Raw genomic sequence first — 26,775 nt, 5'->3', positions numbered from 1 at the left:
GGGCCCGGGGCCAGGCGCCCGGCCCCGGGAGCGCTGCCCGGGCACCTGGCGTCGGTCACACCGCGCTCCCCGCACGCCCGCGGCTCAGTCCCACCACAGCCAGGTGCCCACCTGCCCGTGGGTCCACAGGCGTCGGCACGCACGCATCTCGTCGGGCAGGGCCTCGGCGTCCAGGTCGTAACGCCGGCGCACCGTCTCCCACAGCTCGCGGCAGCGGCAGCCCTCGTCGTGCTCCTCATGGACCTCGAAAGCGAGCAGGTCGGGGTCCTGGACCCACAGGGCCTCCACCGTCACCCGCTCGTCAGGGCGCTGGGGACCGATCCCGTAGCCGGACAGCCTCACGCGCCCCTGTGCGCGCACGCAGGCGCGAAGCAGCGCGCCCAGGCTGGGTGAGAGGTTCTGACGGTCCTCGAGCTGGTCCTCGGGCAGGATGTCGAGCAGGCGGCGGGCCTGGTCAGGGCCCAGGTCGTGGAAGGGGGTGTAGTCGTCCACGGGCTCCCCGTCCTCGATGAGGCCGCAAGCGCCCTGACCGAGGGCGGTGGGCAGCGTGCAGGAGCGCACCTCGTCGCGGCAGGCGTCCAGGACGTCCCAGACACCCACTGTCACGCTCCACCCGCGGGGCCCGTACAGGCCGCGCTCGCGCACGCCCTCCTCGTGCGTCGGCGCCGCGGTGGTGCTTGTGCTCAGGGTCGTCGTCGTGCTCACAGGTCCTCCTCCAAGGTGACGGCCAGTCGTGTCGCTGGCATTGCCACCACCTTCCCCTGTGCTCGCAACGCCTTCCCCAGGTGCCGCACCGCCGCCTGCCACCGCCCTCTCCTGTGGAGCCCGGCCCTGCGCTACGCTCGTGTGACCACCAGCATGCTGGCGGTGATCCCCATATCCTGCGCGCCCACGACGCCGCGGTCCCGGACGGCACCGGCGTCGCCGAGCGCAGGCCTGCGAAAGGCACACGATGACGACAACCACGTCAGTACCGGAAGCGATCGTCGAGGCCGTCGGCGGCCCCGGCAACATCTCCAGCCTCACCCACTGCGCCACACGCCTGCGCTTCGAGCTCCACGACGCCTCCGTGGTCGACAAGGCCGTCGTCGAGGCCATCCCCGGCGTCATGGGAGCGGTCCCCCAGTCCGGGGACCGCTACCAGATCGTCATCGGCGGCGCGGTGCAGGGCGTGTACACCCAGATCATGAACCTGCCGTCGATGCAGGCGGGAGCCAGCCGCTCGGACGCCGACGTCAAGGCGGCGGCCCGCGCCAAGGCCCGTGGCAAGAACGCCCTGGTCGATGCCTTCTTCGAGTACCTCTCGGACTCCTTCCGCCCCCTGCTTCCCGTGCTGCTGGGCGCCTCCCTCATCATCGCCTTCGAGGCGGTGCTCGACGCGCTGGGGGTCGTGGACTTCCGCGACGACGCCGCCAAGGGCACCACCTGGGTCTACGTCGACACGATGTGGCGCGCGGTCTTCTACTTCCTGCCCGTCATGGTGGCCTACAACGCCTCGAAGAAGCTCAACATCGACCCGTGGGTCGGCACCGCCGTCATGGCCTCGCTCCTGACGCCCAACTTCATCAGCCTGGGCTCGACCGCCTACACCGAGACCCAGGAGGGCTCCGGCCTGTACCAGGCGGCGCTGGCCTTCTCCGACCAGGTCGAGTGCACCACCAACACCACGCTGGGCACCCAGTCGTGCGTCGCGCAGGTCTTCGGCCTGCCGATGCAGCTCAACGACTACGGCGGCCAGGTCTTCGTGCCCCTCATCATGGTGGCCGTGCTGGCCCTGGTCTACAAGGCGCTGACCAAGGTCTTCCCGGCCAACGTGCAGATGGTCTTCGTGCCCTTCTTCTCCTTCGTCATCATGATGCCGGTCACCGCCTTCCTCATCGGCCCCATGTCCATCTGGCTCGGCACCGGCCTGGGCAGCGGGCTGGCGTGGCTCAACGGCAACGCCCCCATCGTCTTCGCGATCCTCATCCCGCTCATCTACCCCTTCCTCGTGCCGCTGGGCCTGCACTGGCCGCTCAACGCGCTCATGCTCGCCAACATCGCCAGCCCCGCCACCGGCCACATGGACTTCATCCAGGGCCCCATGGGCTCGTGGAACTTCGCCTGCTTCGGCGCCACCGCCGGCGTGCTCGTGTGGTCCATGCGCGACCGCGACCGTGAGATGCGCCAGACCGCCTCCGGCGCGCTGGCCGCCGGACTCCTCGGTGGCATCTCCGAGCCCTCCCTGTACGGCATCCACCTGCGCTTCAAGCGCATCTACCCGCTCATGCTCGTCGGCTGCCTCGTCGGCGGCCTCATCACCGGCATCGGCGGCGGTATCGAGACGGGCACCTTCGCCTTCACCTCGTTGCTCACCATCCCGATCTTCGACCCGATGGCGCTGTACGCCGTGGCGATCACGGCCTCCTTCTTCACCTCCTTCTTCCTCATCGTGGCCTTCAACTACCGCACGAAGGAGGAGCGTGCCGCGGCCGGCCTGGCAGGCGGTGTCGTCAAGGCAGACCCGGCTGAGACCGCGGCCGACCTGGCCGCAGAGGCCGCCGCCACGGCTGGCGCGGCTTCCGGCGCGGCTGCGCCCGCCAGCGGCAGCGTCACCGAGGTCGCCGCCCCGCTGGCCGGCCACGTCCTGGCCCTGGCCGACGTCGCCGACCCGGTCTTCAGCTCCGGAGCCCTCGGCAACGGAGCGGCCATCGAGCCTGTGGGAGCCACCATCGTCGTCACGGCCCCGGCCGCGGGCACGGTCGTCGTCGCGCCCTCCTCCGGCCACGCCTACGGCATCACCCTGGACAACGGGGTCGAGCTGCTCATCCACGTGGGCATCGACACGGTCAACCTCGGTGGACAGGGCTTCGACGTCAAGGTGTCCCAGGGTGACCGGGTCGAGGCCGGGCAGGAGCTCGTCCACGTGGACCGCGCCACCGTCGAGGCCGCCGGCTACGCGCTCACCACCCCGGTGCTCGTGACCAACACCGCGTCCTTCGCCTCGGTGGAGCCCGCCGCTGAGGGCGAGGTCGCCATGGGCGACCTGCTCCTGCGCGTCACCGCCTGAGGGAACCGGCACCCCAGCGCCTGAGAGCACGACGGGGGGCGGTACCCGGCAGCACGGCCGGGTACCGCCCCCCGTCGCTGCGCGCCGACGCCCTTCGCCGCCTGCCCGGCGCCCGGGCCACAGCCCGGGCCACGCCACGGGGTCACAGCCCGGGCCACGACACGGGGTCAGCCGCGCACCCGAAGCTCCCAGAAGGCGACGGCCGCCGCGGCGGCCACGTTGAGGGAGTCCACGCCCCCGGCCATGGGGATGCGCACCACGACGTCCACGGCCGCCACGGTTCGTGGCCTGAGCCCGTCACCCTCGGTGCCCAGCACGACGGCGACCTTGGAGCCCGGTGCGGTGCAGGCCGGTGAGGCGGAGAACTCCTCCAAGCTTACCGCGCTGTCGCTGAGCGCCATCGCCGCGACCGTCCACCCGGCGTCGTGGAGCTCGTCCAGCGCCGGCCAGCGCTCAACGCGCGTCCACGGCACCTGGAAGACCGTGCCCATCGACACGCGCACACTGCGCCGGTAGAGCGGGTCCGCGCACTGCGGGGTCACGAGGACGGCGTCAACCCCCAGGGCGGCGGCGCTGCGGAAGGCGGCACCGACATTCGTGTGGTCCACGAGGTCCTCCAGGACCGCGACGCGGCGCGCCCCCGCCCCGCCACGGGCCGAGGCCAGCAGCTGCCTCACCCCCGCCAGTGCCGGCCGGTTCATCGCCGCCATGGCGCCACGGTGCAGGTGGAAACCGGTGATCGTCTCCAGGACCTCCTCGGGGGCGAGGATGACGGGCACGTCGCCGCCGTCGTCACTGCCGCCGGTGCCGACGGCCGAGGCGATGAGGCCACGCACCTGCTCGTACCAGCGCTCGGCCATGAGGAAGGAGCGCGGCTCATGCCCGGCCCGCAGGGCCCGCTCGATCACCTTGGAGGACTCGGCCATGTACAGGCCTCGGGCGGTCTCCAGGCGACGGCGCAGGGCGACGTCGGTCAGGCTCGTGTAGTCCTCCAGGAGGTGCCCCAGGGCGGGGTCGCCCAGCTCCTCGAGGCTGCTGACGCGGATGATCATGAGTGACGCCGGCCGGTGCGGCCCACGGTCCTGAGCAGCGGGTCCTGGACGACGGCGGGCTCGTCCGCGCCAGCCGGGCCGCTGAACTGGCTCTGGTAGAGCTCGTAGTAGGCACCCCGGGCGGCGATGAGCTCGTCGTGTCTTCCCTGCTCGACGATGTCACCGTGCTCCATGACGAGAATGATGTCGGCGTCACGGATGGTGGACAGGCGGTGGGCGATGACGAAGGACGTGCGCCCCTCGCGCAGCCCCACCATCGCCTTCTGGACCAGGAGCTCGGTGCGGGTGTCCACCGAGCTCGTGGCCTCGTCCAGGACGAGGATCTGCCGGTCGGCCAGGAAGGCGCGGGCGATCGTGATGAGCTGCTTCTCACCGGCTGACACGCCCGATCCGGAGTCGTCGATGACCGTGTCGTAGCCCTTGGGCAGGGCCTGGACGATGTGATCGACGCTGGCGGCGCGGGCGGCGGCCAGCACCTGCTCCTGACTGGCTCTGGCTGCGCCGAAGGCGATGTTGTCACGGATCGTGCCCTCGAAGAGCCACGTGTCCTGCAGCACCATGCCGATCTGCTCACGCAGCTGGTCGCGGCTGAGCTCACGCGTGTCCACGCCGTCGAGTGTGATCCTGCCGGACTGCGGGTCGTAGAAGCGCAGCAGGAGGTTGACCAGGGTGGTCTTCCCTGCGCCCGTGGGACCGACGATGGCCACGGTCTGACCGGGCTCCACGGTGAGGCTGAGGTCTGTGATGAGCTCGGTGTCCGGGCTGTAGGAGAAGCGCACATGGTCGAAGACCACCCGGCCGGCCACGCGCTCGGGCAGGCGCGCGGGTGCGCGGACCTGCTCCTCCTCCGGCGCGTCCATGATCTCGAACAGGCGCTCGGCGCTGGCGGCGCCCGACTGCAGCAGGTTGGCCATGGAGGCGATCTGGGTGATGGGCTGGGTGAACTGCTGCGTGTACTGGATGAAGGCCTGGACGTCGCCCAGGGTCATCGTCCCGCTGGTCACGCGCACACCGCCGATGACGGCGACGATGACGAAGCTGAGGTTGGACACCAGGCGCATGGCCGGTTGGATGGTTCCGGAGATCCACTGGGCCTTGTAGGAGCCGTCGTAGAGGCGCTCGTTCTCCTCGTCGAACAGGCGGGTGAACTCCTCCTCCGAGCTGAACAGCGCGACGGCCTCGTGACCGGTGAAGGCCTCCTCGACCACGCCGGTGACCTTGCCGGTCGCGTCCCACTGCTGGGTGAAGTGGGGCTGGGCGCGGCGGGCGATGAGCACGGCCACGGCCACGGACACCGGCACCATCGCGATAGTGACGAGCGACAGCTGCACGGAGATCGTCACCATCATGGCCAGCACGCCGATGACGGAGATGACCGAGTTGAGGGTCTGGGACAGGGTCTGCTGCAGCGTCTGGGTGATGTTGTCCACGTCGTTGGTCACGCGCGAGAGGATGTCGCCGCGCGAGCCGGAGTCGAGGTAGGACAGGGGCACGCGGTTGAGCTTGTCCTCAACCGCGGCTCGCATGCGCTGGCCGGTGCGCTGGACGACCCCGGCGAGCACGTAGCCCTGGACCCACATGAACAGTGCCGACAGCACGTACAGGGCAAGGACCTGGGCGAGCACAATGACCAGGGCGCGGATGTCGATCCCCTGGCCGACGACGACGTCGTAGGCGGAGACCATCTGCGCGTACTCGCCCATGCCGGCGGCGTTGAGCGCCTGGGCCAGGGCCTCGCCGCCGAGTCCGGCGGGCAGGCCCGCGTTGCCCAGGACGGTGCCGATGATCCCCTCGAAGAGGATGTTCATGGCGTGGGCGAGGATCTTCGGGGCGACGACGTTGAGGACGACCGCGATGGTCGTCAGCCCCACGACGAGGATGATGCGAGCGCGCTCGGGGCGCAGCTCGCCCAGCAGGCGCTTCCAGGTGCCGCTGAAGTCGGCCGCCTTCTGCTGCGGACCGCGGGGACCGGGACCGTGGCTCATGCCGCCTCCTGCTCGCTGATCTGGGACAGGACGATCTCGGAGTACGTGGGACAGGTGCTCATAAGCTCCTCATGGGTGCCGGTGCCGACGACGCGCCCCTCGTCGAGGACGATGATCTGGTCCGCGTGGCGGATGGAGGCGACCCGCTGCCCCACGACGACGAGCGTGGCGCCGCCGGTGGCGGCGGGAAGCCCGGCGCGCAGGCGCGCGTCCGTGGCGTAGTCGAGGGCTGAGAAGGAGTCGTCGAAGATGTAGACGCCGGCGTCGCGCACGAGGGCGCGGGCGATGGCCAGGCGCTGGCGCTGGCCGCCGGAGAAGTTGACGCCGCCCTGGTCCACCTCGTGGTCCAGGCCGTCGTCGAGGTCCTGGACGAAGCCCGAGGCCTGGGCGGCCTCGAGGGCGTGCCAGATCTCGGCGTCGGTGGCGTCCTTGCGGCCGTGCCGGAGGGTGCTGCGGATGGTGCCGGAGAAGAGGAAGGACCTCTGGGGGACGGTGGCGACGGCACCGCGGAGCTCGCGGGGGTCGAGCTCGCGCACGTCCACGCCGTCAACGGTGACCCGTCCCTCGGTGACGTCGAGCAGCCGCGGGACGAGGTTGACCAGGGTGGTCTTGCCCGAGCCCGTCGAGCCGATGAAGGCGGTGGTCTGGCCCGGGCGCATGACGACGTTGACGTCACTGAGGACCGCGGCCTCGGCGCCTGGGTAGCGGAAGGTGACGTGCTCCAGCCGGACCTCACGGCCCCGCGGCCCGGACAGCGAGCCGGTCGGTGCGGGTAGGTGGGCCGGTGAGGCGGGGGCGGTGATGGCCGGATCGACGGCCATGACGGCCTGGTAGCGCTCGGCGGCGACCTGGGCGCGCGGCAGCAGGACGGCGAGCATGATGGCGATCATCACGGAGAAGAGGATCTGCATGATGTAGTTGACGAAGGCGGTCAGGTCGCCGATCTCCATGCCGCCGCTGGTCACCCGCTGGCTGCCGAACCAGTACACGCCGATGACGGACAGGTTCATGATGACCTGGACGGCGGGCATGAGCAGCGCGAAGAGGCGCCCGATGGACAGCGAGGTGGCCGTCAGGGAGTCGTTGGCCTCGCTGAAGACGCGCCTGCGCTCCACCTGCCGCACGAAGGCCCGGATGACGCGCACGCCCTGGATCTGCTCGCGCATGACGAGGTTGACGCGGTCGATGCGATCCTGCATCACCTTGAAGTGCGGCAGGAGGCGGGACATGAGGGCGCCGACGACGCCCAGCAGCAGCGGGATGAGGACGAGCAGGAGGCCGGACAAGGGCACGTCCACCCTCAACGCCATGACGGTGCCGCCGATGAGCATGATCGGGGCCATGAGGATCATGGCGCAGAACATGAACACCAGCATCTGGACCTGCTGGATGTCGTTGGTGGAGCGGGTGATGAGGGAGGGAGCCCCGAATCGGGAGACCTCCTCGAGGTTGAACCGCTGGACGTGGGTGAAGATGTCGCGCCGCATCTGGCGTCCCAGCCCCATAGCGGCCCTGGAGGCCAGGTAGGTGGACAGGACGGCGACCGCGCCCTGGACGAGGGTGACCGTGAGCATGACAGCGCCCAGGCTCCAGATCCGCTTCGTGTCCCCGGCAACGACCCCCTCGTTGATGATGGAGGCGTTGAGGGTCGGCAGGGTCAGGACAGCAACCGTCTCAACCACTTTGAGGACCAGGACCGCCAGCAGCGGGACCCGGTAGGGCCTCAGGTAATGACGCAGAGTCTTAAACAGCACGACGGGGAGACTAGGACCGTTTGCTGAACGAGTCCTGTGTCTCCCCGTCGTCTGGAGGCAAGTGGGACGTGTCTCACACGCCCCTGTGTCGTCCCCTCGGGCGCCCGCAGCGGCGCGCGGCGCTCAGGCGCCGGCCGGGGGCACCACCGGGGGCAGCCCGTTGGCCACCGGGGCGGCGTGCGCGCCCCGGGAGGTCAGCGTCGAGCCCGCCTCCTGGCTGTCGTGCTCGGCGACGCTGGAGGCGGACTCCGCCTCCCCCTTGGCCTCGGCCAGGGCCTGCTCGGGCGTGGCGAGGGTGGTGGAGGCGAGCTCGGAGGCCAGGGACAGGTCCCCCATGCCGGACAGGTCCACGCTCACGGGCTCGTCCGAGCCGGCCGCGAAGGCGCCGGAGCCGGGGGCGGTCGAGCCCTTGCCTCCGAGCGCTCCCGCGATGCCCTCGAGGGCGGCGGTGAACTCCGTGGGCACGATCCACATCTTGGAGGAGGTGCCGTTGGCGATCTTCGGCAGGGTCTGCAGGTACTGGTAGGCCAGCAGCTTCGGGTCGGCGTTGCCGCGGTGGATGGCGTCGAAGACCTGGAGGATGGCGCGGGACTCTCCCTGGGCCTTGAGGATCGCGGACTGGGCCTGGCCCTCGGCACGCAGGATGGCGGACTGCTTGTCACCCTCGGCCGTGAGGATCTGGGACTGCTTGACGCCCTCGGCCGTGAGGATGGCGGCGCGCCGGTCGCGCTCAGCACGCATCTGCTGCTCCATGGCGCCCTGGATGGAGGCGGGCGGGTCGATGGACTTGAGCTCGACGTTGCTCACGCGGATGCCCCAGCGGCCCGTCGCCTGGTCCAGGACCCCGCGCAGCTGGCCGTTGATCTGGTCACGGCTCGTGAGGGTCTGCTCGAGGTCCATCGCACCGATGACGTTGCGCAGCGTGGTAACGGTCAGCTGCTCGATGGCCTGCAGGTAGTTGGCGATCTCGTAGGTGGCGCGCTTGGGGTCGGTCACCTGGTAGTAGATGACCGAGTCGATCGACACCACGAGGTTGTCGGAGGTGATGACCGGCTGGGGCGGGAAGGAGACGACCTGCTCACGCAGGTCCACCATGGTGCGCACCCGGTCGATGAAGGGCACGAGGAAGTGCATGCCGGCGCCGTACTCGGCCTGGAACTTGCCCAGGCGCTCGACGATGATCGCGTAGGACTGCGGGACGATGCGCACGGTCTTGAAGACCGCGACGACGGCGAGCAGCGCGATGAGGACGATGACGACGAGGGCAGCCATTTCGATGCCCGTTGCGGTGTCCATCGGGCTCCTTTCAGGTAGGTGGGGTGGTCACATCAGGTGGGCACGGCGCCGCGTCACAGCGGCCACACGAGGGCGACGGCGCCATCGACCGCGACGACGCGCACGTGGGCGCCGGCCGCGACGGCCCGGGGCTCGGGGGTGCCGGGCCGGGGCTCGGCGAGGCGGGCGCTCCACTCCTCGCCGGCCAGGAGCACACGGCCGCCGCGCAGGTCCACGGCGGTCAAGGCGGTGGCCTCACGGCCGATCTTGGCCTCGACGTTGGTGAGCATGTTGGGGGTGCGCCGCACGAGCTGGGCCTTGGCCCAGGGCCGCACGAGGAACAGGAGCAGGACGGACACGGCCGCGAAGACGATGACCTGCACGGTGAGGTTCGCGCCGAGCCCGGCCGCGACCGCACCGCCCAGGGCCCCTCCGGCGATCATGATGAAGGTGAGGTCCGCGCTGAGCGTCTCGACGACGGCGAGGACGAGGGCTCCTCCGAGCCACCAGAGCCATGCCATGGCTGTTCTCCTGTCTGTGGGTACGGGGCTCAGGAGCCCGCGGGGCCCGGGTGGGCGCCCCGGGCGGTGTAACGGCCGCGCTCGAGGGTGATCTCCAGGGGCAGGCCGAAGGTAGCGGACATCGTGGGGCCGTTGAGGACCTCAGGGAGCGTCCCGCAGCCCTCAACCTGCCCGTCGCGCAGAGCCAGGGCGTGGGTGAAGCCGACCGGGATCTCCTCGAGGTGGTGGGTGACCAGCAGCATCGACGGCGAGCCGGGGGCGCCGATGATCTCGCTCAGGGCCGCCAGCAGCAGCTCGCGCCCAGCGACGTCGAGGCCGGAGGCGGGCTCGTCGAGGACGAGCAGCTCGGGGTCCGGCATGAGGGCACGGGCGATCTCCACCCGCTTGCGCTCCCCGGAGGACAGGCTCCCCCAGGGGCGCCCGGCCAGGTCGTCGGCGCCCAGGGCTCCGAGCAGGGCGCGTGCGCGCTCGACGTCGAAGTCGTCGTACTCCTCGCGCCAGAGCCCGATGTGCCCGTAGGAGGCTGACAGGACCACACCCAGGACCGTCTCGGAGGACAGCACGTGCTGGGCCAGGGCGGAGGAGCACAGGCCGATGCGCGGGTGCAGCTCGGAGATATCGACGCGGCCCATGCGCTCGCCGAGGACGTCCACCGTGCCCGAGGAGGGGAACAGACGGGCCGCGGCGATGCGGGAGACGGTCGTCTTGCCCGCGCCGTTGGGACCGAGGACGACCCAGTGCTGCCCCTCGTCAACGCTCCAGCTCACGTGGGAGAGGATCTGCTTGGCTCCCCGGTGGAACGAGACGTCATCGAGACGCAGCACGTTGGTCATGGCCTCACCCTAGCGTGCCCGGGTGACCCGGGTCCTACTCCCGCGCCGTACGGCCACGAGCCCGGGCGCCCTCATCGGGCGGGACCGGTAGGGTCCGGCCCATGCCCGTCCTTGACCTGCCGGTGAGCGTCCTGCTCGCGCTGTGGGCCCCCGTGCCCTCCTCCGCCGGGACCGCCCTGGTCCAGGGGCCCGACGGCGCCCACGACGTCGTGCGCCCCACCACGACGCCCGGCTGGGAGGTGCCCGAGGCCACCGGCGGCGCGAGCCCGTCGGTGGAGCTGGCGGCCTGGTTTCAGGCGGCGCACCCGCTGCGCCGGTGCGCTGCCGTCCTGCCCTCACCGGCGGACCCGTTGCCGGGCCTGGCGCTGGCGCTGGAGGAGGGCGAGGCGGTGCTGCTCGAGGGTGGTGCGGGCTCGCGGCTCGAGGGGCGCAGCGTCCTGCTCGTTCCCCGGGCCTCGGGCACGAGCGTGACCTGGGTGGAGCACGCGCTGGGGACCTGCCCCGCCCCCTTCGACGCCTCTCAGGCACGCCGCGACGTGCACCTGGCCACCGAGCAGGCCATCGAGGTGCTCGTGTCGCTCGACCTCGCCCGCGAGCGCCCGGAGCTGGCGCAGGTGCTCACGGACCTCGTGACGGCCGTCCTGGACCCCAGGCTCCTGCCGCCGGGCCTGGAGCCGCGGCGGCGCGACCTGCTGGAGCGCTCACTGCGTCTGGTGGGGATCTGTCAGCTGGCGCTGGAGGACGACGGCGCGGCGGCCACCGCCTCCCAGGGCCTGGCGCGCAGCCGGGTGCTGCGGCGCCTGGGCACCGTGGCGCGCCACGGGGTGGCAGCCGCCACAGAGACCTGGGTCCTGCCCCAGCGGTGAGGGGTCCCTCACCCGCCCGTGCGCGACGGCGCCGCCGCCCGCACGGGGGGGGCGGCGGCGCCGCGTCACGGGTGCCTCAGCGGGGGTTGTCCAGCGCCCACTGGTAGACCTCCATGGTCCGCTCGGCGATCGCGGCCCAGGAGAAGTGCTGCTCCACGCGGAGGCGGGCGGCCGCGCCCATCCGCCTGGCCTTGTCCTCGTCGGTCACGAGGTCGGTCAGCCGGGCGGCCAGGTCGGAGGCGAAGACCTCGGGGTGGATCGGGGTGCCGGTGCCGTCCTGCAGCTGCTCGAGGGGCACGAGGTAGCCGGTCTCGCCATCGACGATGACGTCTGGGATGCCGCCGGTGGCCGACCCGACCACCGGCAGGCCCATGGCCATCGCCTCGAGGTTGACGATGCCCAGCGGCTCGTAGACGGAGGGGCACACGAAGACGTCCGAGGAGGCCAGCACCGCCTGGAGCTCACGGTGCGGCAGCATCTCCTCGATGAGGACCACCCCCGTGCGCTGGGCCTGGAGCGAGGCGACGGCGGCGTCCACCTCCTCCTTGATCTCCTTCGTGTCCGGGGCGCCGGCGCACAGGATGACCTGCACCTCGTCGGGCAGCATCTCGACGGCGCGCAGCAGGTGCGGCAGCCCCTTCTGGCGGGTGACACGGCCGACGAAGACGACCGTCGGCCGCTGCGGGTCGATGCCGAAGCGCTCCTGGACGGCCGCGGTCAGGGCCTCGAAGCCGTCGTCCTCGGGACGGGCCCAGTCCTCCAGGTCGATGCCGTTGTGAACCACCTTGACGCGCTCGGGATCGACGGCCGGGTAGGAGCGCAGGATGTCCGCGCGCATCCCGTGGGACACCGCGATGACGGCGGAGGCGCCCTCGTAGGCCTGCTTCTCCGCCCAGGAGGACAGGGCGTAGCCGCCTCCGAGCTGCTCCGCCTTCCACGGGCGCATGGGCTCGAGCGAGTGGGCGGAGACGACGTGCGGGATGCCGTGCAGGAGCCCGGCGAGGTGGCCAGCCATGTTGGCGTACCAGGTGTGGGAGTGGACGATGTCCGCCCCTGCGACACCGGGCACCATCTGCAGGTCGACGCCGAGGGTCTGCAGGGCGGCGTTGGCCCCGGCGAGCTCGGGCAGGTCCGAGTACCCGGTAACGCCCTCCTCGGCGCCCTCACGAGGGCCCCCGAAGGCGTGGACGCGCACGTCAGCGTGCTTCCTCAGGACCTTCGCGAGCTCATTGACGTGTACTCCCGCACCACCGTAGATGAAGGGCGGGTACTCCTTGGTCAGCAGGTCAACCCTCATGGTCAGGTACTCCTCGCTCAAAGGTGCCGGCTCCGGCAGGCTCCGGTCCCGGTCGGCCGCACGGGCGGGACGCCCACGGCCAGTGCTGACGCTATCGGTTCGCACCGGGGCACGGGAACGGTTTCCGGCGCCCAGCACGTCTGGCGTCACCGACAGCCACATTTCCTGCGCAGTTTTCTCACACACCGGGCGACGTCTCCCCTAGCCTGGGCTTATGGCTTCCCCTCGTGTCCTCGCAATCATCCTCGCCGGTGGTGAAGGCAAGCGCCTCATGCCCCTGACGGTCGACCGGGCCAAGCCCGCGGTACCCTTCGGCGGCATCTACCGGCTCATCGACTTCTCGCTGTCGAACATGATCAACTCGGGCTTCCTCAAGGTAGTCGTGCTCACCCAGTACAAGTCCCACTCCCTGGACCGCCACATCTCCAAGACCTGGCGCATGTCCGACATGCTGGGCAACTACATCGCCCCCGTCCCCGCGCAGCAGCGCGTCGGCAAGCACTGGTTCCTGGGCTCGGCAGACGCGATCTACCAGTCCCTCAACCTCCTGGACGACGAGCGCCCCGACTACGTCGTCATCACGGGCGCGGACAACATCTACCGCATGGACTTCTCGCAGATGCTGGAGCACCACATCGCCTCCGGCCTGCCGCTGACCGTCGCCGGCATCCGCCAGCCCCGCTCCCTCGCAGACCAGTTCGGCGTCATCGAGACGGACCCGACCGACCCCGGCCGTATCAAGGCCTTTGTCGAGAAGCCGAAGGACACGCCCGGCCTACCCGACTCCCCCGACGAGGTCCTGGCCTCGATGGGCAACTACATCATGAATGCGGACGCGCTGCTCGAGGCCGTGACGGTCGATGCCGCGGACGAGACCTCCAAGCACGACATGGGCGGCAACATCGTCCCCTGGTTCGTCAGCAAGGGCGCGGCAGGCGTCTACGACTTCAAGGACAACGACGTCCCGGGCGCCACCGAGCGCGACCGCGACTACTGGCGTGACGTGGGCACGGTGGACGCCTTCTACGAGGCGCACCAGGACCTCATCAGCGTCAGCCCCGTGTTCAACCTGTACAACGACCGCTGGCCGCTGTTCGCCGGGTACACCAACGCCATGCCGCCGGCGAAGTTCGTCTACGGCCACCACGAGCGCATGGGCCACGCCATCGACTCCATCGTCTCACCGGGCGTCATCGTCTCCGGAGGCGAGGTCATCTCCTCGGTGCTCTCCCCCGGTGTGCGTGTCAACTCCTGGTCCAGTGTGCGTGAGTCGGTGCTTATGGACGGGGTCAACGTCGGACGCAACACGGTGGTCTCGCGTGCGATCCTCGACAAGTACGTCGTCGTCGAGGAGGGCGCCATGGTGGGCCTCGACCACGAGCACGACCGTGAGCGCGGCTTCACGGTGACCGAGTCCGGTATCACCGTCGTCGCCAAGGGGCAGGTCGTCACCCGCTGACCCTGCCCCGGCGGACCGTGCGGGCCGCCGCGAGGACACGGACCCCGGGACCGCCTGGCGCGTCCCGGGGTCCTTCGCGTCCCGCCGGTAGCATCCGTGCCATGAACGACGCCGTGTGCCCCGACGCCCTGCCCCGGGTCAGCGGCGCCCGCGCCTCGGGGGCACTGGCCTCCGAGGGACCGGGCCTGCTGGTGATGGACGTGGACTCCACACTCATCGAGCAGGAGGTCATCGAGCTCATCGCCGAGCGCGCCGGCACCCGCGAGCGGGTCGCCGAGGTCACGGCGCGCGCCATGCGCGGCGAGCTCGACTTCTCCCAGTCGCTGCGCGAGCGGGTGGCGACCCTCGCCGGAGTGCCGCAGACGGTGTTCGCCGAGGTGCTGGCCGAGCTGCGCCTGACCTGTGGGGCCCGCGGGCTCATCGAGGCCCTGCACGCGCGCGGCTGCAGGGTCGGTGTCGTCTCCGGCGGCTTCGAGGAGGTCGTCGTGCCGCTGGCGGCGCGCCTGGGGATCGACCACGTGGCGGCCAACCGCCTGGAGGTGTGCGACGGCGTGCTCACCGGCCGGGTGCTGGGGCGCGTGGTGGACCGTGAGGAGAAGGTGCGCTGCCTGCGGGTCTGGGCGCAGGCCGACGGCGTGTCGCTGGAGCGCACGGTGGCGGTGGGCGACGGCGCCAACGACCTGGGCATGATCGCCACGGCCGGGCTGGGCGTGGCCTTCTGCGCCAAGCCGGTGGTGGTGGAGCAGGCTCCCGCCGCGGTGCACGTGCGTGACCTGCGGGCCGTGCTCGAGCTGCTCGGCTGACAGCCGCCGCCGGTGCAGCGGGACACCATCTCAGCGGGACGTCGGCTCAGCGGGCCGCGGTGAGGACGCGTGCCAGGTGGGCCCCGTGCGGGCCGAGCCCCGTCCAGGAGGTGGGCACCTCGAGGATGAGGGCCGTGCCTGTGGGTACCCCGAAGGACACCTGCGAGCCCAGGGCGTCATCGGTGTCGTGGAGCATGTGGGCCAGCACCGAGACGGTCGGCTCGTGGCCCACGACCACGACGGTGCGGACCTCGTCGTCGAGCGTGGTGACCAGCGAGAGGATGCCGTAGGGGCCCTCGTGGTAGATCGCCGGCTCGACTCGGGTATCGGCCGGGCGCAGGCGACGCTGGACCGGCTGGGCGCTCTGGCGTGCCCTGGCCGCCGGCGACACGAGCAGGAGGTCGGCGTCCCCGACGACGATCTGCAGGTCCCGGGCGAGCGCGTCGGCCATGTCCCGGCCGCGGGAGGTCAGTGGCCGCTCGAGGTCGGTGAGGGCGTCGTGCGAGGCCTTGGAGTGCCTGACGAGCACAAGGGTGCGCTGCGCGGGGCCGGCAGGGGCTGGTGTCGTCACGGCAGACACGATACGGCAGGGGCCCAGGCCGCCTGGCGCGCAGGGCCCGGCCGCTCGACGTCGGCAGCCCCGGCAGGGGTCTCACACGCCGAGCAGCCCCATCCCGCCGTCGGCGCGCAGGACCTGGCCCGTGGTGGCGGGCAGCCAGTCGGACAGGAGCGAGACCACGCTGCGGGCCACGGGGGTGGCGTCATCGGGGTCCCACCCGAGAGGGGCCCGGTCCTGCCAGGCGCCGGCCAGGGCGTTGAGCCCGGGCACGGCGCCGGCGGCCGGTGTGCGCACAGGGCCGGCGCACACCGCGTTGACGCGCACCCCCGCGGGCCCGAGCTCGACGGCGAGCCCCCGCACGCTGGCCTCCAGGGCCGCCTTGAGGGGCCCCATCCAGCCGTAGCCCGGCACCACCCTGTCGGAGGTGAAGGTGAGGGTGACGACGCTCGACCCCGCGCCGAGCAGGCAACGCAGCGCACCGGTGAGCGCGGCCAGCGAGGCGGCGCTGACGGTGCCGGCCTGAGCCAGGGCGTCGAGGCGGGCGCAGAGCACGGCCGCGTCGCCGGGGCCGGCGTCAGTACCACCGGGGTCGGCGTCAGGCGCGGGCGGGGCGGTGAGCGCGCCGGCGAGCGCGTCCCCGAGCAGGTCCCGCCCGGCGTGGGCGACGGCGTGGACGAGGCCGTCGAGGCGGTCGACCCCCTCCTGCGCCAGGAGCCCGGGCAGGGCGGTCAGGGACACGGGGTCGGCCACGTCCAGGGGCAGGACCCGGTCGGCGACCCCCAGGCTGGGCGCCAGGCGCTGGGTCAGGCGCAGGGTGCGCGGATGGCCGGTGAGCAGGACGCGCGCCCCCTGCCCGCTCGCGGTGCGGGCGACGGCAGCGGCGATCGAGCTCGGACGCAGCACCCCGGTGACAAGGACGGTGCGCTGCACCAGCATGCCCGTGCCGGTCAAGGGGCGCTGGGAGGCGGCGCGCGGCGCGGGCTGGGGCGCGCCGCCGGGCTCCTCCATGGGTGTGCTCACCGTCCCATCCCCATCCCGCCGTCAACGGCCAGTACCGCGCCGGTGACGTAGGAGGCCTGGGGCGAGGCGAGGAAGACGACGGGCCCGACCACCTCCTCGACCGTGGCGAAGCGCCCGGCCGGGACCGCGGCGAGGTAGGAGGCGCGGGCGCGCTCGCTCAGGCGGGCCGTCATGTCCGTGACCACCAGGCCCGGGGCGACGGCGTTGACCGTCACCCCGCGTCCGGCGACCTCACGCGCCAGGCTCCGGGTCAGGCCCTCCACCCCACCCTTGGAGGCGCCGTAGGCCGCCAGCCCTGTCCCGCCACGCGCGGCGATGACGGAGGAGACCAGGACGATCCGGCCACGACGCGCACGCAGCATCCCGGGCAGGACGGTGCGGACAGCGTGGAAGGAGCCCGTGAGGTTCGTGCGCAGCACCTCGTCCCAGGCGGCGTCCGTCGTGCGCATGGCGAGGGCGTCCACGTGGGTGCCGGCCGCAGTGACGAGGACGTCCACGGCCGTGGCCCCGAGCTCGGCCAGGGCGGTGGCGGCAGCGCGCTCGACGGCCCGGGGGTCGGTGACGTCGGCGGCGAGCCCGAGGACCCCGTCCGGGGCCTGGCCGCTGCGTGACAGGCCGACGACGCGGTCCCCGCTGCGGGCCAGGGCGGTGGCCACGGCAGCGCCGATGCCGCGCGAGGCACCGGTGACGAGGACGGTGCGCGCCCGGTCACAGCCTGCGTCGGCCTGCACGGTGGGGTCGCTGGTCATGGGGCCAGGGTACGTGGCCGGTGACTCGGCGTCGGGCGGCCGTGACGTCTGCGTCCCGGCCGCGGGGGTGTGCGAGAGTGTCCGGGTGACTCAGGCCCCTGCCCGCACCGACGCTCCCACCTGCGTGCTGCCCCCACTGCGCATCGGCCCCATCGAGGTCCCCACGCCGGTCGAGCTCGCCCCGATGGCCGGGGTGACGAACGCGTCCTTCCGGCGCCTGTGCCGCCTGTACGGCGAGAGCGCCCTGCCCCAGGCGCTGCGTCCCGACGCCGAGGGGCCCATCGCCTTTACCGGCGGGCGGCTGTCGGCCCCGGCCGGGCTGTACGTCACCGAGATGGTGACGACGCGCGCGCTGGTGGAGCGCAACGACAAGACCCTGGCGATGGTGCGCACCGACCCGGGTGAGCGGGTGCGCTCGATCCAGCTGTACGGGGTGGACCCGTCGATCGCCGGCAAGGCGGTGCGCATCCTCGTCGAGGAGGACCTGGCGGACCACATCGACCTCAACTTCGGCTGCCCGGCGCCGAAGGTCACGCGCAAGGGCGGTGGCGCGGCCCTGCCGTGGAAGCGTGACCTCATGGCGGCGATCCTGCGTGAGACGGTACGGGCCTCTGAGGCGGCCTCGGCAGCGGTGGGCCGTGACCACCCGGTGCCGGTGACGGTCAAGACGCGCGTGGGCCTGGACGAGGAGCACGAGACCTTCCTCGACGTGGCCCGTGCGGCGGCGGACGCGGGAGTGGCGGCCATCGCGCTGCACGGGCGCACGGCGCGCCAGCACTACGCGGGGCACGCCAGCTGGGAGACGATCGCGCGCCTGAAGGAGGCGACGAGCCTGCCGGTGCTCGGAAACGGGGACCTGTGGACGGGTGACGACGCGCTGCGGATGGTGCGTGAGACGGGCTGTGACGGCGTCGTCGTGGGACGCGGCTGCCAGGGGCGCCCGTGGCTCTTCGCCGACATCGTCAGCGCCATGCACGGCTCGCCTGCCCGCACGCACCCGGACCTGGATCGTGTCATCGAGGTCATCGAGGAGCACGGGCGGCTGCTGGCGCAGGAGATGGGCGAGCAGCGCGGGGTGCGTGACCTGCGCAAGCATGTGGGCTGGTACCTCAGGGGCTACCCGGTGGGCGGGGCGGCGCGCGACGCGCTCATGCACGTGGGCACGCTCGAGGAGCTGCACGAGGCGCTGGCGGCGGTGCGCGCGCGACTTCCCGAGGTGGTGCCCTACCCGGGCGAGACGGTGGAGGGGCCGCGTGGGCGGGCCGGGACGCCCAAGCGCCCCCACCTGCCGGACGGCTGGCTGGACTCGCCGTACCTCACGGAGGAGCAGAGGGTGCTGCTGCTGGAGGCCGAGTCCGACGTCTCCGGCGGATGACCCGCCCCCGCCATCGGATGTCCCCTGCCCACCGCCGGCGTCTGAGCCCTCACGTCGGTTCCCGGCCCGGGGGTCAGGGCTCAGCGTGTCCGGTGCGCTCGGTGCGGCACAGCAGGGCGGCGATGAGCGTCGTCGCGGGGATGGCCAGGACCAGGCCGATGGAGGACACGAGGGTGCGCACGAGCTCCTCGGCGATCTCGCCGGACAGGACCGTGTCGATGACGGCCCGGTCGATGAGCGAGGCCGACAGGATGAGCGGCAGGGCGGTGCCGGCGTAGGCGAAGGCGAGGGTGTAGACGGTCGAGGCGATGTGGTCGCGCCCGATGCGCATCCCGCCGGTGAACAGCCGCCCGCGCCCGAGCGCCGGGTTCGCGGCGTGCAGCTCCCAGACGGCGGAGGCCTGGGTGATGGTGACGTCGTTGAGGACCCCGAGCCCCGCGATGACCATGCCGCAGGTGAGCAGGGAGCGCAGGTCCAGGCCGGGGACGAGGGCGGTGAGGGTCAGGGCGTCGTCGCCGACGGCACCGGTGAGGTTGGCCGCCGCCACGCCCCACAGGGACAACAGCACGGTGAGGACGACGCCTGCGAGGGTTCCCAGCAGGGCGGTGGTGGTGCGCACGCTCACCCCGTGGGCGACGTAGACGGCCAGCAGCATCATGGCGACCGAGCCGGTGAGAGTCACCGCCATGGGCGAGCCGCCCTTGAGCAGGGCGGGAATCATGAACAGCAGGAGCACGGCCGAGGACAGCAGGAGGCCGACGACGCTGAGAACGCCCTTGCGGCCGGCCACGGCGACGACGACGACGAGGTAGACGACCGTCAGGGCGCCCACGGGCACCTGGCGGTCGTAGTCGAGGAAGACGAAGGGCGTGCCTCCCACGAGCGCGTCGGCCGTGTAGATGACGTTGAGACGGTCGCCGACGTCCGCGGCGGGCAGGGACTCGGCGGGCACGTGCACGGGCATGACGACGCCGGCGGCCGCGCCCGTGGTGATCTCGGCGCAGATGGCCGAGTCCAGGAGCGAGCCGTCGCTCACGGAGCCGAGCGCGGCGGCGGCCTGGACGCAGTCGGCGACGTCGAGCCCGGTGACGGTGGCGGACTCGGGGCTCGCGCTGCCGGCGGTGAAGGACTGGGAGCCCACCGGGCTGGAGCCCGTGGGCCACAGCACCGCCAGGCCGATGAGGGTGGCGAGCACGAGGGGCACGACGAGGCCCGCCAGGACGGTGACGACCCGGCGGTGCTCGTTCTCGCTCAGGTGCAGGGGGCCCAGGTGGGTGTGGCTGTGCGCCTGGGCACCGGTGCCAGCCGTGCGCCCGCTGCGCGCGTGCTCGTCGGGGTGCTGCTGCGAGGGGGCTGGCTCGTGTGTCACCGGGCCATCATGCCCGACGCCGCACCGGAGCCAGATGAGGCGTCGGTGCGGCGTCGGGGCGGGCCTGGGCGATGGCTCGGCGTCCCCCAGGCGGGGATGGACGGGGCGGGCTCAGCAGCCGACGAGCCGCTCGGCCAGGTAGCGCTCGATGCCCTCGAGCGGCACGCGCTCCTGAGCCATCGTGTCGCGCTCGCGCACGGTGACGGCGCCGTCCTGGGGCGACTCGAAGTCGTAGGTGACGCAGAAGGGCGTGCCGATCTCGTCCTGACGGCGGTAGCGGCGGCCGACGGCGCCGGCGTCGTCGTACTCGACGTTCCAGACCTGGCGCAGGCGCGCGGCGAGCTCGCGGGCGGGGCCGGTGAGCTCCTCCTTGCGGCTCAGCGGCAGGACCGCGACCTTGACGGGAGCCAGGCGGGGGTCGAGGCGCAGCAGCACGCGGGTGTCCACACCGCCCTTGGTGTTGGGGGCCTTGTCCTCGGTGTAGGCCTCCACAAGGAAGGCCATGAGGGAACGAGTCAGGCCGGCCGAGGGCTCGATGACGTAGGGGGTCCAGCGCTCGTTCCTCGTCTGGTCGAAGTAGGACAGGTCCTTGCCGGAGTGCTCGGCGTGGGTGGACAGGTCGAAGTCGGTGCGGTTGGCGATGCCCTCGAGCTCGCCCCACTGCGAGCCCTGGAAGCCGAAGCGGTACTCCAGGTCCACGGTGCGCTTGGAGTAGTGCGACAGCTTCTCCTGGGGGTGCTCGTACTCGCGCAGGTTGGCCGGGTCGATGCCCAGGTCCACGTACCAGGCCCTGCGGTAGTCGATCCAGTACTGGTGCCACTGCTCGTCCGTGCCGGGCTCACAGAAGAACTCGAGCTCCATCTGCTCGAACTCGCGGGTGCGGAAGATGAAGTTGCCGGGGGTGATCTCGTTGCGGAAGGACTTGCCGACCTGGCCGATGCCGAAGGGCGGCTTCTTGCGGGCCGCGCTCATGACGTTGGCGAAGTTGATGAAGATGCCCTGGGCGGTCTCGGGGCGCAGGTAGTGCAGGCCCGACTCGTCGTCCACCGGACCGAGGAAGGTCTTGAGCAGGCCGGAGAACTCGCGCGGCTCGGTCCAGGAGCCGGGCTGGCCGGTGACCGGGTCGGGCACCATGTCGAGGGTGACGGTCTCGGGGTCGAGACCCTTGCGCTCGGCGTACTCCTCGATGAGCTGGTCGGCGCGGTAGCGCTTGTGGGTGTGCAGGGACTCCACGAGCGGGTCGGTGAAGGCACCCACGTGACCGGAGGCGACCCAGGTCTCACGCGGAAGGATGACCGAGGAGTCCAGGCCGACGACGTCGTCGCGCGAGCGGACCATGTACTGCCACCACTGGCGCTTGATGTTCTCCTTGAGCTCGACACCCAGCGGCCCGTAGTCCCAGGCGGAGCGGGTGCCGCCGTAGATCTCGCCGCAGGGGAAGACGAATCCGCGGCGCTTGGCCAGGTTGATGACGTTGTCGAGGGTGGAGGGGGTCTTGGCCACCGTGTGTCTCCTGTTGTCGTCGTTGTCCGCACCTGGATGGTGGGAACGATGTGGGCACAGTGTACGGGCGGTCCTTTGGCGCCTGAGCGCGGCGCCGGGGACGGTGACCTGTTCCTCAGGGCGCAGCGGCGGCGCCTGTTTGACGTGGCGAACCAGGTCGATGAGAATCATTCCCATGCGCATCTGCCTCACCCCCTTCCGCCGTCCCCTCGCCGTCGCCGCAGCCCTCGCCCTCGCCGGCTCGCTGGCCGCCTGCGGCGGCGCTTCCACCACCTCCTCTGACGCCGACGGCCGCCTCGACGTCGCCGCCTCCTTCTACCCCATCCAGTACCTCGTCGAGGCCATCGGCGGTGAGCACGTCAACGTCACCAGCGTCACCCCGGTCAACGTCGAGCCGCACGACTTCGAGCTCGCCCCGGCGGACGTCGCCGCCCTGGAGAAGGTGGACCTCGTGGCCTACGCCTCCGGCTTCCAGGCCTCCCTGGACGAGGCCCTGGCCCAGGTCGATGGCCCCACCGTCCTCGACGTCGCCGACGCCGTGAGCCTCGTCCACCACGAGGGGGTCGGCCACCACCACGAGCACGAGGGCGAGGCCGACGAGCACGAGCACGCCGAGGAGCACGAGCACGCCGACGCGCACGAGCACGCCGACGCGGCCGACCCCCACTTCTGGCTCGACCCCCAGCGCATGGTCTCAGCGGCCACGGCCATCGAGGCCGCCCTGGAGAAGGCCGACCCGGACAACGCCTCCGACTACCAGGCGGGCCTGACCGGCCTGGTCACCACCCTCAGCTCCATCGACAAGGACTACACCACCGGGCTGGCCAGCTGCGAGCGCACCACCTTCGTCACCTCCCACGCCGCCTTCGGCTACCTCGCCGACCGCTACGGGCTCACCCAGGTCTCCGTCTCCGGCATCGATCCCGAGGCTGAGCCCAGCCCCGCGGACCTCGCCGCCGTCAAGGAGGTGGTCCAGTCCACCGGCACGACGACCGTCTTCACCGAGGAGCTTGTCTCACCCAAGACCGCCCAGGCCCTCGCCGAGGAGACCGGTGCCACCACCGCCGTGCTCTCGCCCATGGAGTCGCGGCCCGAGGCCGGGGACTACGCTGCGGGCATGAACGCCAACCTTGAGGCTCTGCGCACCGCGCTGGTGTGCAAGTGACCTCCCGGTCACACCCCATCCAGGCCGAGGGGGTCCGCGTCGTCCTGGGCGACAGCCTCGTCCTGGACGGCGTGGACCTCCTCGTCCAGACCGGTGAGTCCGTCGCCCTGCTCGGGGCGAACGGCTCGGGCAAGTCGACCCTCGTGCGCACCGTGCTCGGGCTGCTGCCCGTCGCCTCGGGCACCGTGCGGCTCTTCGGCAGCGACGTCACCAGCCGTCGTGACGTCGCCTGGCAGCGCGTCGGCTACGTCCCCCAGCGCATCGGCTCCGCCTCGGGCGTGCCCGCCACCGCGCTCGAGGTGGTGCGCTCCGGCCTGCTCGGCCCCCGCCAGCCCCTGGCCGACCGCGGCCGGCACGCCCGCCAGGCCGCCATGGACGCGCTCGACGCCGTCGGCCTGGCCCACCGCGCCAACGAGCACGTGCAGGTCTTCTCCGGAGGGCAGATGCAGCGCGTCCTCATCGCCCGGGCCCTCGTGCGCCAGCCCGAGCTGCTGCTGCTCGACGAGCCCCTGGCCGGCATCGACCGCGCCAGCCGCGAGTCGCTGGCCGAGATCCTCACCGCGCTGCGCCGCAGCGGCCTGACCCTGCTGACCGTCCTGCACGAGATGGGTGAGCTCGCCCAGGTCGTCGAGCGCGCCGTCATCCTCGATGAGGGCCGGGTCGTGCTCGACGCGCCCGCGGACCGCCTCGCAGCCGACCAGCGCGCCCGCGGCACCGTCCTCGCGCACCACCACCCCGGCGACGACGGGCACGAGCACCCCTACGCCGGGCCCCCCGTCGCGCACCACGCCCCCGTCCTGTCCACCCGCTCCAGTCAGGACCAGCGATGACCCCGGACACCATGGCCGCCATGCTCTCCAGCCCCCTCATGCAGCGCGCCCTCGTCGTCGCCGTCCTCGTGGGCCTGGCCGCCCCCGTCGTCGGCACCTACCTCGTCCAGCGGGGCCTGGCACTGCTCGGCGACGGCATCGGGCACATCGCCCTCACCGGTGTGGCACTCGGCTGGATCGCCGGAGGCGTGGCCCACCTCAGCCCCCAGGACGCGCTCGCCGTGCCCTTCGCCGTCGTCGTCTCCGTCCTCGGAGCCGTCCTCATCGAGGTCATCCGGGCCCGCGGCCGCACCCGCGGCGACGTCGCACTCGCCATCCTCTTCTACGGCGGGATCGCCGGCGGTGTCCTGCTCATCAAGCTGGCGGGCGGCACCACCACCAACCTCAGCTCCTACCTCTTCGGCTCCATCTCAACCGTCTCGCACCAGGACGTCGTCTACACGGCCGTGCTCGCCACCGCTGTCCTCCTCGTCGGCCTCGGGCTGCGCGGCCCCCTGTTCTCCCTGTCCAACGACGAGGAGTTCGCCCGCGCCACCGGCCTGCCCACCGGGGTGCTCAACGTCACCGTCGCCGTCGTGGCCGCCCTGACCGTGTCGGTGTCCATGCGCGTCGTCGGCGCGCTGCTGGTCTCCGCCGTCATGATCGTGCCGGTGGCCGTCGCCCAGCTGGTCGCGCACTCCTTCACCCGCACCATGCACCTGGCGATGGCCATCGGCGTCACCGCCTGCGTCACCGGCCTGACGATCACCTACGTCGTGCCCGTGTCACCCGGCGCCATGATCGTCGTCCTGCTCGTGGGCCTGTACGCCCTCACCGCCGTCCTCGGTGCGGGCCTGCACGCCCTGCGCCGCGGCCGCCACGGACGGGGGACCGATAGTCTCGACCCCGTCACCACCGGCCAGCAGGAGGTCTCCTCATGACGACGCCACGCTCCACCGCGGGGTCAACGTCCGCGCGGCCACGAGCCACCTGGCAGCGCGCGGCGGTCGCGGGACTGCTCACCCGCACCCCCGAGTTCCGCTCCGCGCAGCAGATCCACGCCGCGCTCGAGGCCGAGGGGACCAAGGTCGGCCTCGCCACCGTCTACCGCAACCTCACCGCCATGGCGGAGGCCGGCGACGTGGACCATGTCCGCAACACCGACGGCGAGATCCTCTACCGCGCCTGCGAGGACCTGGGCCACCACCATCACCACCTCGTGTGCCGACGCTGCGGTCACGCCGTCGAGGTCTCCGACCCGGCGCTGGAGTCCTGGGTCACCGAGGTCTCCACGTCCCACGGGTTCACGCACATGGAGCACACGGCCGAGTTCTTCGGCCTGTGCGCGCGCTGTTCCGCCCTCGCCGAGGACGAGCAGGAGGCACGGTAGCCTGCGAGCGTGAGCGCCCCCTTCCTCCTCGCCGTCTGCCGACGCCCCGGCGCCATCGCCGACGACGAGCTCGCGGTCCTCGACCAGCAGGCCGACCTGGCCCCCGGGCGGGGACTGGACGTCATCAACCTCCTCGACGACGACTGCCCCGACCCGCAGACGCTCGACCTGAGTGCCTGGGCCGGCGTCATCATCACCGGATCGCCTCTGTCGCTCACCGGCCCCCTGTCGGCCGACCCCGCCCACGAGCGGCTGCGCGAGCGCGTCCTGAGCCTGTCCGCCCGGCTCGTCCAGGAGGACGTGCCCACCCTCGGCCTGTGCTTCGGGCTGCAGTCCATTGTCCTGGCGCTGGGCGGCAGCCTGCGCGACGACGTCGGCGAGGAGCTCCAGGCGCCCGTCATGACGCTGACGCCCGCCGGGGCCGCCGATCCCCTCACCGCCGCCCTGGCGCCGTCCTTCCGGGCCTATGTCGGTCACTCCCAGTCAGTCACCGACCTGCCCGCAGGCGGCCTCGTCCTGGCCACCGGTGAGCGCTGCCCCATCCAGATGGGACGCTGGGGACGCAACGTCTACGGCACCCAGTTCCACCCCGAGATCACCACCACCGGCATGCGCGTGCGCATCGACGCCTACGGCGACGCCTACTACCCGGCCCACGAGCGCGCCGCCGTCATCGAGCGCTGCGACGCCGCCGACGTGCGCCCCGCCAACCGCATCATCACCGACTTCGTCCAGCGCTACCGCGCAGCCGCACCATCATGAGCATCGACTTCACGCACTCACCGCGCTCCACCATCGGCATCGAGTGGGAGCTTCAGGTCATCGACCCCGCCACCGGCCGCTTCGCCCCCATCGGTCCCGACGTCCTGCGCGAGCTCGAGCTGTCCGGAGCCCACGGAGTTGAACGCATCCACAAGGAGATGCACCGGGGCATGATCGAGCTCGTCTCCTCGCGCCAGCACCGGGTCCCCGACGCCCTGGTCGATCTGGCCGACTCCCTCGCCCTCGTCCAGCCGGCCTTCGCCGCCCACGGTGCCGCGCTCACCAGCGCCGGCACCCACCCCTTCGAGGACCCGAGCGACCATGAGGTCACGTGCACCTCACGCTACTTCGAGCTGGTTGAGCGGACCCGCTGGTGGGGGCGCCAGATGCTCATCTTCGGCACGCACGTGCACGTCGGCATCGACGACGTCGCACGGGCCATCCCCGTGCTCAGCCACATGGCGACCTACATCGGCCACCTCCAGGCCGTCGCCGCCTCCTCACCGATGTGGGTGGGGCAGGACACCGGCTACGCGGACAACCGCGCCATGATGTTCCAGCAGCTGCCGAACGCCGGTCTGCCCGAGCCCCTGAGCACCTGGCGGGACTTCGAGGACTGCACCCGCGATCTGCTGCGCGCCGGCGCCATCCGAGAGGTCAACGAGCTCCGGTGGGACGTGCGCCCCTCCCCCGCCTTCGGGACGGTGGAGGTGCGTGCCTGCGACGCCTCCTCCAACCTCACCGAGATCGGTGCCGTGGCGGCCCTCATCCACTGCCTGGTGGAGGAGGCCGCACGCGCCCTCGACGCCGGGCGGCCACTGTGCAGGCTGCCGCACTGGCTGCTGGCCGCCAACAAGTGGCGCTCGGCGCGCTTCGGGCTCGACGCCGCCCTCGTCGAGGAGGTCGGCGCCGATCCGGTGCCGCTGCGTCAGACCCTGCCCGGGCTCCTGGAGCGCCTGGCACCGGTGGCCGAGGACCTGGGGTGTGAGCACGAGCTCGCCCAGGCGGGACGGGTGCTCGACGTCGGCAACGGGGCCGAGCGCCAGCTGGCGGTGGCGCGCTTGGCCCAGGAGCGCGGTGCGCAGGTGGGGCCCGCCGTCGTGCAGCACCTGCTGGCGGAGACGGCCTGTGGCGCGCCCGTGGAGCCCGTCGGCGCGTAGGCGTCCGCCGTCGGCGCGTC

At 72.0% G+C, this 26,775-nt stretch carries 24 protein-coding genes; 11 read left to right on the top strand and 13 right to left on the bottom strand.

From position 1 onward, the window contains the following. Window positions 1-84: 84 nt before the first annotated feature. Window positions 85-705, bottom strand: a complete 621-nt coding sequence (locus ACSJJR_RS00350) for a hypothetical protein (RefSeq protein WP_435941536.1) — start codon at window positions 703-705, stop codon at window positions 85-87. 247 nt (window positions 706-952) lie between these two features. Between ACSJJR_RS00350 and ACSJJR_RS00345 the strand changes: the two genes are divergently transcribed. Continuing rightward, window positions 953-3,049: a glucose PTS transporter subunit IIA gene (locus ACSJJR_RS00345; protein ID WP_435941535.1), complete on the top strand. Its 2,097-nt coding sequence runs from the start codon at window positions 953-955 to the stop codon at window positions 3,047-3,049. Window positions 3,050-3,216: 167 nt separating this feature from the next. Here the strand turns inward: ACSJJR_RS00345 and ACSJJR_RS00340 are convergent, their stop codons facing one another. The 6 genes from ACSJJR_RS00340 to ACSJJR_RS00315 all read right to left on the bottom strand — a co-directional run bounded on the left by ACSJJR_RS00340 (window position 3,217) and on the right by ACSJJR_RS00315 (window position 10,469). Continuing rightward, window positions 3,217-4,101, bottom strand: a complete 885-nt coding sequence (locus ACSJJR_RS00340) for a TrmH family RNA methyltransferase (protein WP_435941534.1) — start codon at window positions 4,099-4,101, stop codon at window positions 3,217-3,219. After that, window positions 4,098-6,086: an ABC transporter ATP-binding protein gene (locus ACSJJR_RS00335; protein ID WP_435941533.1), complete on the bottom strand. Its 1,989-nt coding sequence runs from the start codon at window positions 6,084-6,086 to the stop codon at window positions 4,098-4,100. Before ACSJJR_RS00335 ends, ACSJJR_RS00340 begins: the two co-directional genes overlap by 4 nt. After that, window positions 6,083-7,840, bottom strand: a complete 1,758-nt coding sequence (locus tag ACSJJR_RS00330; protein WP_435941532.1) for an ABC transporter ATP-binding protein — start codon at window positions 7,838-7,840, stop codon at window positions 6,083-6,085. Before ACSJJR_RS00330 ends, ACSJJR_RS00335 begins: the two co-directional genes overlap by 4 nt. Window positions 7,841-7,963: 123 nt before the next feature. Further along, window positions 7,964-9,112 (bottom strand): SPFH domain-containing protein, encoded by a 1,149-nt coding sequence (locus ACSJJR_RS00325; RefSeq protein ID WP_435941747.1) that lies wholly within the window; start codon window positions 9,110-9,112, stop codon window positions 7,964-7,966. Window positions 9,113-9,189: 77 nt separating this feature from the next. After that, window positions 9,190-9,636 carry an NfeD family protein gene (locus tag ACSJJR_RS00320; RefSeq protein ID WP_435941531.1) on the bottom strand — a complete coding sequence of 149 codons (447 nt, stop codon included), beginning with the start codon at window positions 9,634-9,636 and terminating at the stop codon, window positions 9,190-9,192. Window positions 9,637-9,665: 29 nt separating this feature from the next. Beyond that, window positions 9,666-10,469 carry an ABC transporter ATP-binding protein gene (locus ACSJJR_RS00315; RefSeq protein WP_435941530.1) on the bottom strand — a complete coding sequence of 268 codons (804 nt, stop codon included), beginning with the start codon at window positions 10,467-10,469 and terminating at the stop codon, window positions 9,666-9,668. Between the two features lie 101 nt (window positions 10,470-10,570). On the opposite strand from ACSJJR_RS00315, the gene ACSJJR_RS00310 reads away from it, so the two are divergent. Further along, window positions 10,571-11,335, top strand: coding sequence for a hypothetical protein (locus ACSJJR_RS00310; protein WP_435941529.1), 765 nt, complete (start codon window positions 10,571-10,573; stop codon window positions 11,333-11,335). Between the two features lie 76 nt (window positions 11,336-11,411). Here ACSJJR_RS00310 and glgA read toward each other — a convergent pair whose 3' ends face one another. Beyond that, entirely contained in the window at window positions 11,412-12,632 is a 1,221-nt protein-coding gene (glgA, locus tag ACSJJR_RS00305; protein ID WP_435941528.1) for a glycogen synthase, read from the bottom strand. Window positions 12,633-12,846: 214 nt separating this feature from the next. Here glgA and glgC point away from each other — a divergent pair, with 214 nt between their 5' ends. Next, window positions 12,847-14,091 (top strand): glucose-1-phosphate adenylyltransferase, encoded by a 1,245-nt coding sequence (gene glgC, locus ACSJJR_RS00300; RefSeq protein ID WP_435941527.1) that lies wholly within the window; start codon window positions 12,847-12,849, stop codon window positions 14,089-14,091. A 101-nt stretch (window positions 14,092-14,192) separates the two neighbouring features. Further along, entirely contained in the window at window positions 14,193-14,894 is a 702-nt protein-coding gene (gene serB, locus ACSJJR_RS00295) for a phosphoserine phosphatase SerB (protein ID WP_435941526.1), read from the top strand. Between the two features lie 46 nt (window positions 14,895-14,940). Here the strand turns inward: serB and ACSJJR_RS00290 are convergent, their stop codons facing one another. The 3 genes from ACSJJR_RS00290 to ACSJJR_RS00280 form a co-directional block, all read right to left on the bottom strand. Then, window positions 14,941-15,465 carry a SixA phosphatase family protein gene (locus tag ACSJJR_RS00290; RefSeq protein WP_435941525.1) on the bottom strand — a complete coding sequence of 175 codons (525 nt, stop codon included), beginning with the start codon at window positions 15,463-15,465 and terminating at the stop codon, window positions 14,941-14,943. 81 nt (window positions 15,466-15,546) lie between these two features. Next, complete coding sequence (locus ACSJJR_RS00285; protein WP_435941524.1) at window positions 15,547-16,473, bottom strand: SDR family oxidoreductase; 927 nt, start codon at window positions 16,471-16,473, stop codon at window positions 15,547-15,549. After that, on the bottom strand, window positions 16,470-17,222 hold the full coding sequence (locus tag ACSJJR_RS00280; RefSeq protein ID WP_435941523.1) for an SDR family oxidoreductase: 753 nt from the start codon (window positions 17,220-17,222) through the stop codon (window positions 16,470-16,472). Before ACSJJR_RS00280 ends, ACSJJR_RS00285 begins: the two co-directional genes overlap by 4 nt. A gap of 85 nt (window positions 17,223-17,307) precedes the next feature. Here ACSJJR_RS00280 and dusB point away from each other — a divergent pair, with 85 nt between their 5' ends. Beyond that, a complete protein-coding gene (dusB, locus tag ACSJJR_RS00275) occupies window positions 17,308-18,597 on the top strand; it encodes a tRNA dihydrouridine synthase DusB (protein ID WP_435941522.1) in 1,290 nt (429 codons plus the stop codon). A 73-nt stretch (window positions 18,598-18,670) separates the two neighbouring features. Here the strand turns inward: dusB and ACSJJR_RS00270 are convergent, their stop codons facing one another. Together ACSJJR_RS00270 and ACSJJR_RS00265 are read right to left on the bottom strand one after the other, a co-directional pair. Further along, window positions 18,671-19,966: a YibE/F family protein gene (locus ACSJJR_RS00270; RefSeq protein ID WP_435941521.1), complete on the bottom strand. Its 1,296-nt coding sequence runs from the start codon at window positions 19,964-19,966 to the stop codon at window positions 18,671-18,673. 111 nt (window positions 19,967-20,077) lie between these two features. Further along, window positions 20,078-21,469: a glycine--tRNA ligase gene (locus tag ACSJJR_RS00265; protein WP_435941520.1), complete on the bottom strand. Its 1,392-nt coding sequence runs from the start codon at window positions 21,467-21,469 to the stop codon at window positions 20,078-20,080. 175 nt (window positions 21,470-21,644) lie between these two features. Here ACSJJR_RS00265 and ACSJJR_RS00260 point away from each other — a divergent pair, with 175 nt between their 5' ends. The 6 genes from ACSJJR_RS00260 to ACSJJR_RS00235 are packed head-to-tail and all read left to right on the top strand — an operon-like array spanning window position 21,645 to window position 26,755. Continuing rightward, window positions 21,645-22,634, top strand: a complete 990-nt coding sequence (locus tag ACSJJR_RS00260; protein WP_435941519.1) for a metal ABC transporter substrate-binding protein — start codon at window positions 21,645-21,647, stop codon at window positions 22,632-22,634. Continuing rightward, window positions 22,625-23,464 (top strand): metal ABC transporter ATP-binding protein, encoded by an 840-nt coding sequence (locus ACSJJR_RS00255; protein WP_435941518.1) that lies wholly within the window; start codon window positions 22,625-22,627, stop codon window positions 23,462-23,464. The genes ACSJJR_RS00260 and ACSJJR_RS00255 overlap by 10 nt, the downstream gene beginning before the upstream one ends. Further along, on the top strand, window positions 23,461-24,384 hold the full coding sequence (locus ACSJJR_RS00250; protein WP_435941517.1) for a metal ABC transporter permease: 924 nt from the start codon (window positions 23,461-23,463) through the stop codon (window positions 24,382-24,384). Before ACSJJR_RS00255 ends, ACSJJR_RS00250 begins: the two co-directional genes overlap by 4 nt. Further along, window positions 24,381-24,833 carry a Fur family transcriptional regulator gene (locus tag ACSJJR_RS00245; RefSeq protein ID WP_435941516.1) on the top strand — a complete coding sequence of 151 codons (453 nt, stop codon included), beginning with the start codon at window positions 24,381-24,383 and terminating at the stop codon, window positions 24,831-24,833. The genes ACSJJR_RS00250 and ACSJJR_RS00245 overlap by 4 nt, the downstream gene beginning before the upstream one ends. Before the next feature lie 9 nt (window positions 24,834-24,842). Further along, window positions 24,843-25,595, top strand: coding sequence for a glutamine amidotransferase-related protein (locus tag ACSJJR_RS00240; protein ID WP_435941515.1), 753 nt, complete (start codon window positions 24,843-24,845; stop codon window positions 25,593-25,595). Beyond that, on the top strand, window positions 25,592-26,755 hold the full coding sequence (locus ACSJJR_RS00235; RefSeq protein ID WP_435941514.1) for a carboxylate-amine ligase: 1,164 nt from the start codon (window positions 25,592-25,594) through the stop codon (window positions 26,753-26,755). The genes ACSJJR_RS00240 and ACSJJR_RS00235 overlap by 4 nt, the downstream gene beginning before the upstream one ends. The last annotated feature ends 20 nt before the right edge of the window (window positions 26,756-26,775 follow it).

This window comes from Actinomyces sp. W5033 (assembly GCF_051303165.1).
The sequence above is the reverse complement of the archived record's forward strand: the minus strand, read 5'-3'. Positions and strand labels throughout refer to the sequence as shown.

What these genes read in the sequence shown, in the direction of transcription:
- ACSJJR_RS00345 (WP_435941535.1), top strand. Translation starts at nt 953, where the DNA reads ATGACGACAACCACGTCAGTACCGGAAGCGATCGTCGAGGCCGTCGGC.
- ACSJJR_RS00340 (WP_435941534.1), bottom strand. Translation starts at nt 4,101, where the DNA reads ATGATCATCCGCGTCAGCAGCCTCGAGGAGCTGGGCGACCCCGCCCTG.
- ACSJJR_RS00335 (WP_435941533.1), bottom strand. Translation starts at nt 6,086, where the DNA reads ATGAGCCACGGTCCCGGTCCCCGCGGTCCGCAGCAGAAGGCGGCCGAC.
- ACSJJR_RS00325 (WP_435941747.1), bottom strand. Translation starts at nt 9,112, where the DNA reads ATGGCTGCCCTCGTCGTCATCGTCCTCATCGCGCTGCTCGCCGTCGTC.
- ACSJJR_RS00320 (WP_435941531.1), bottom strand. Translation starts at nt 9,636, where the DNA reads ATGGCATGGCTCTGGTGGCTCGGAGGAGCCCTCGTCCTCGCCGTCGTC.
- ACSJJR_RS00315 (WP_435941530.1), bottom strand. Translation starts at nt 10,469, where the DNA reads ATGACCAACGTGCTGCGTCTCGATGACGTCTCGTTCCACCGGGGAGCC.
- ACSJJR_RS00310 (WP_435941529.1), top strand. Translation starts at nt 10,571, where the DNA reads ATGCCCGTCCTTGACCTGCCGGTGAGCGTCCTGCTCGCGCTGTGGGCC.
- glgA (WP_435941528.1), bottom strand. Translation starts at nt 12,632, where the DNA reads ATGAGGGTTGACCTGCTGACCAAGGAGTACCCGCCCTTCATCTACGGT.
- glgC (WP_435941527.1), top strand. Translation starts at nt 12,847, where the DNA reads ATGGCTTCCCCTCGTGTCCTCGCAATCATCCTCGCCGGTGGTGAAGGC.
- serB (WP_435941526.1), top strand. Translation starts at nt 14,193, where the DNA reads ATGAACGACGCCGTGTGCCCCGACGCCCTGCCCCGGGTCAGCGGCGCC.
- ACSJJR_RS00280 (WP_435941523.1), bottom strand. Translation starts at nt 17,222, where the DNA reads ATGACCAGCGACCCCACCGTGCAGGCCGACGCAGGCTGTGACCGGGCG.
- ACSJJR_RS00260 (WP_435941519.1), top strand. Translation starts at nt 21,645, where the DNA reads ATGCGCATCTGCCTCACCCCCTTCCGCCGTCCCCTCGCCGTCGCCGCA.
- ACSJJR_RS00250 (WP_435941517.1), top strand. Translation starts at nt 23,461, where the DNA reads ATGACCCCGGACACCATGGCCGCCATGCTCTCCAGCCCCCTCATGCAG.
- ACSJJR_RS00245 (WP_435941516.1), top strand. Translation starts at nt 24,381, where the DNA reads ATGACGACGCCACGCTCCACCGCGGGGTCAACGTCCGCGCGGCCACGA.
- ACSJJR_RS00235 (WP_435941514.1), top strand. Translation starts at nt 25,592, where the DNA reads ATGAGCATCGACTTCACGCACTCACCGCGCTCCACCATCGGCATCGAG.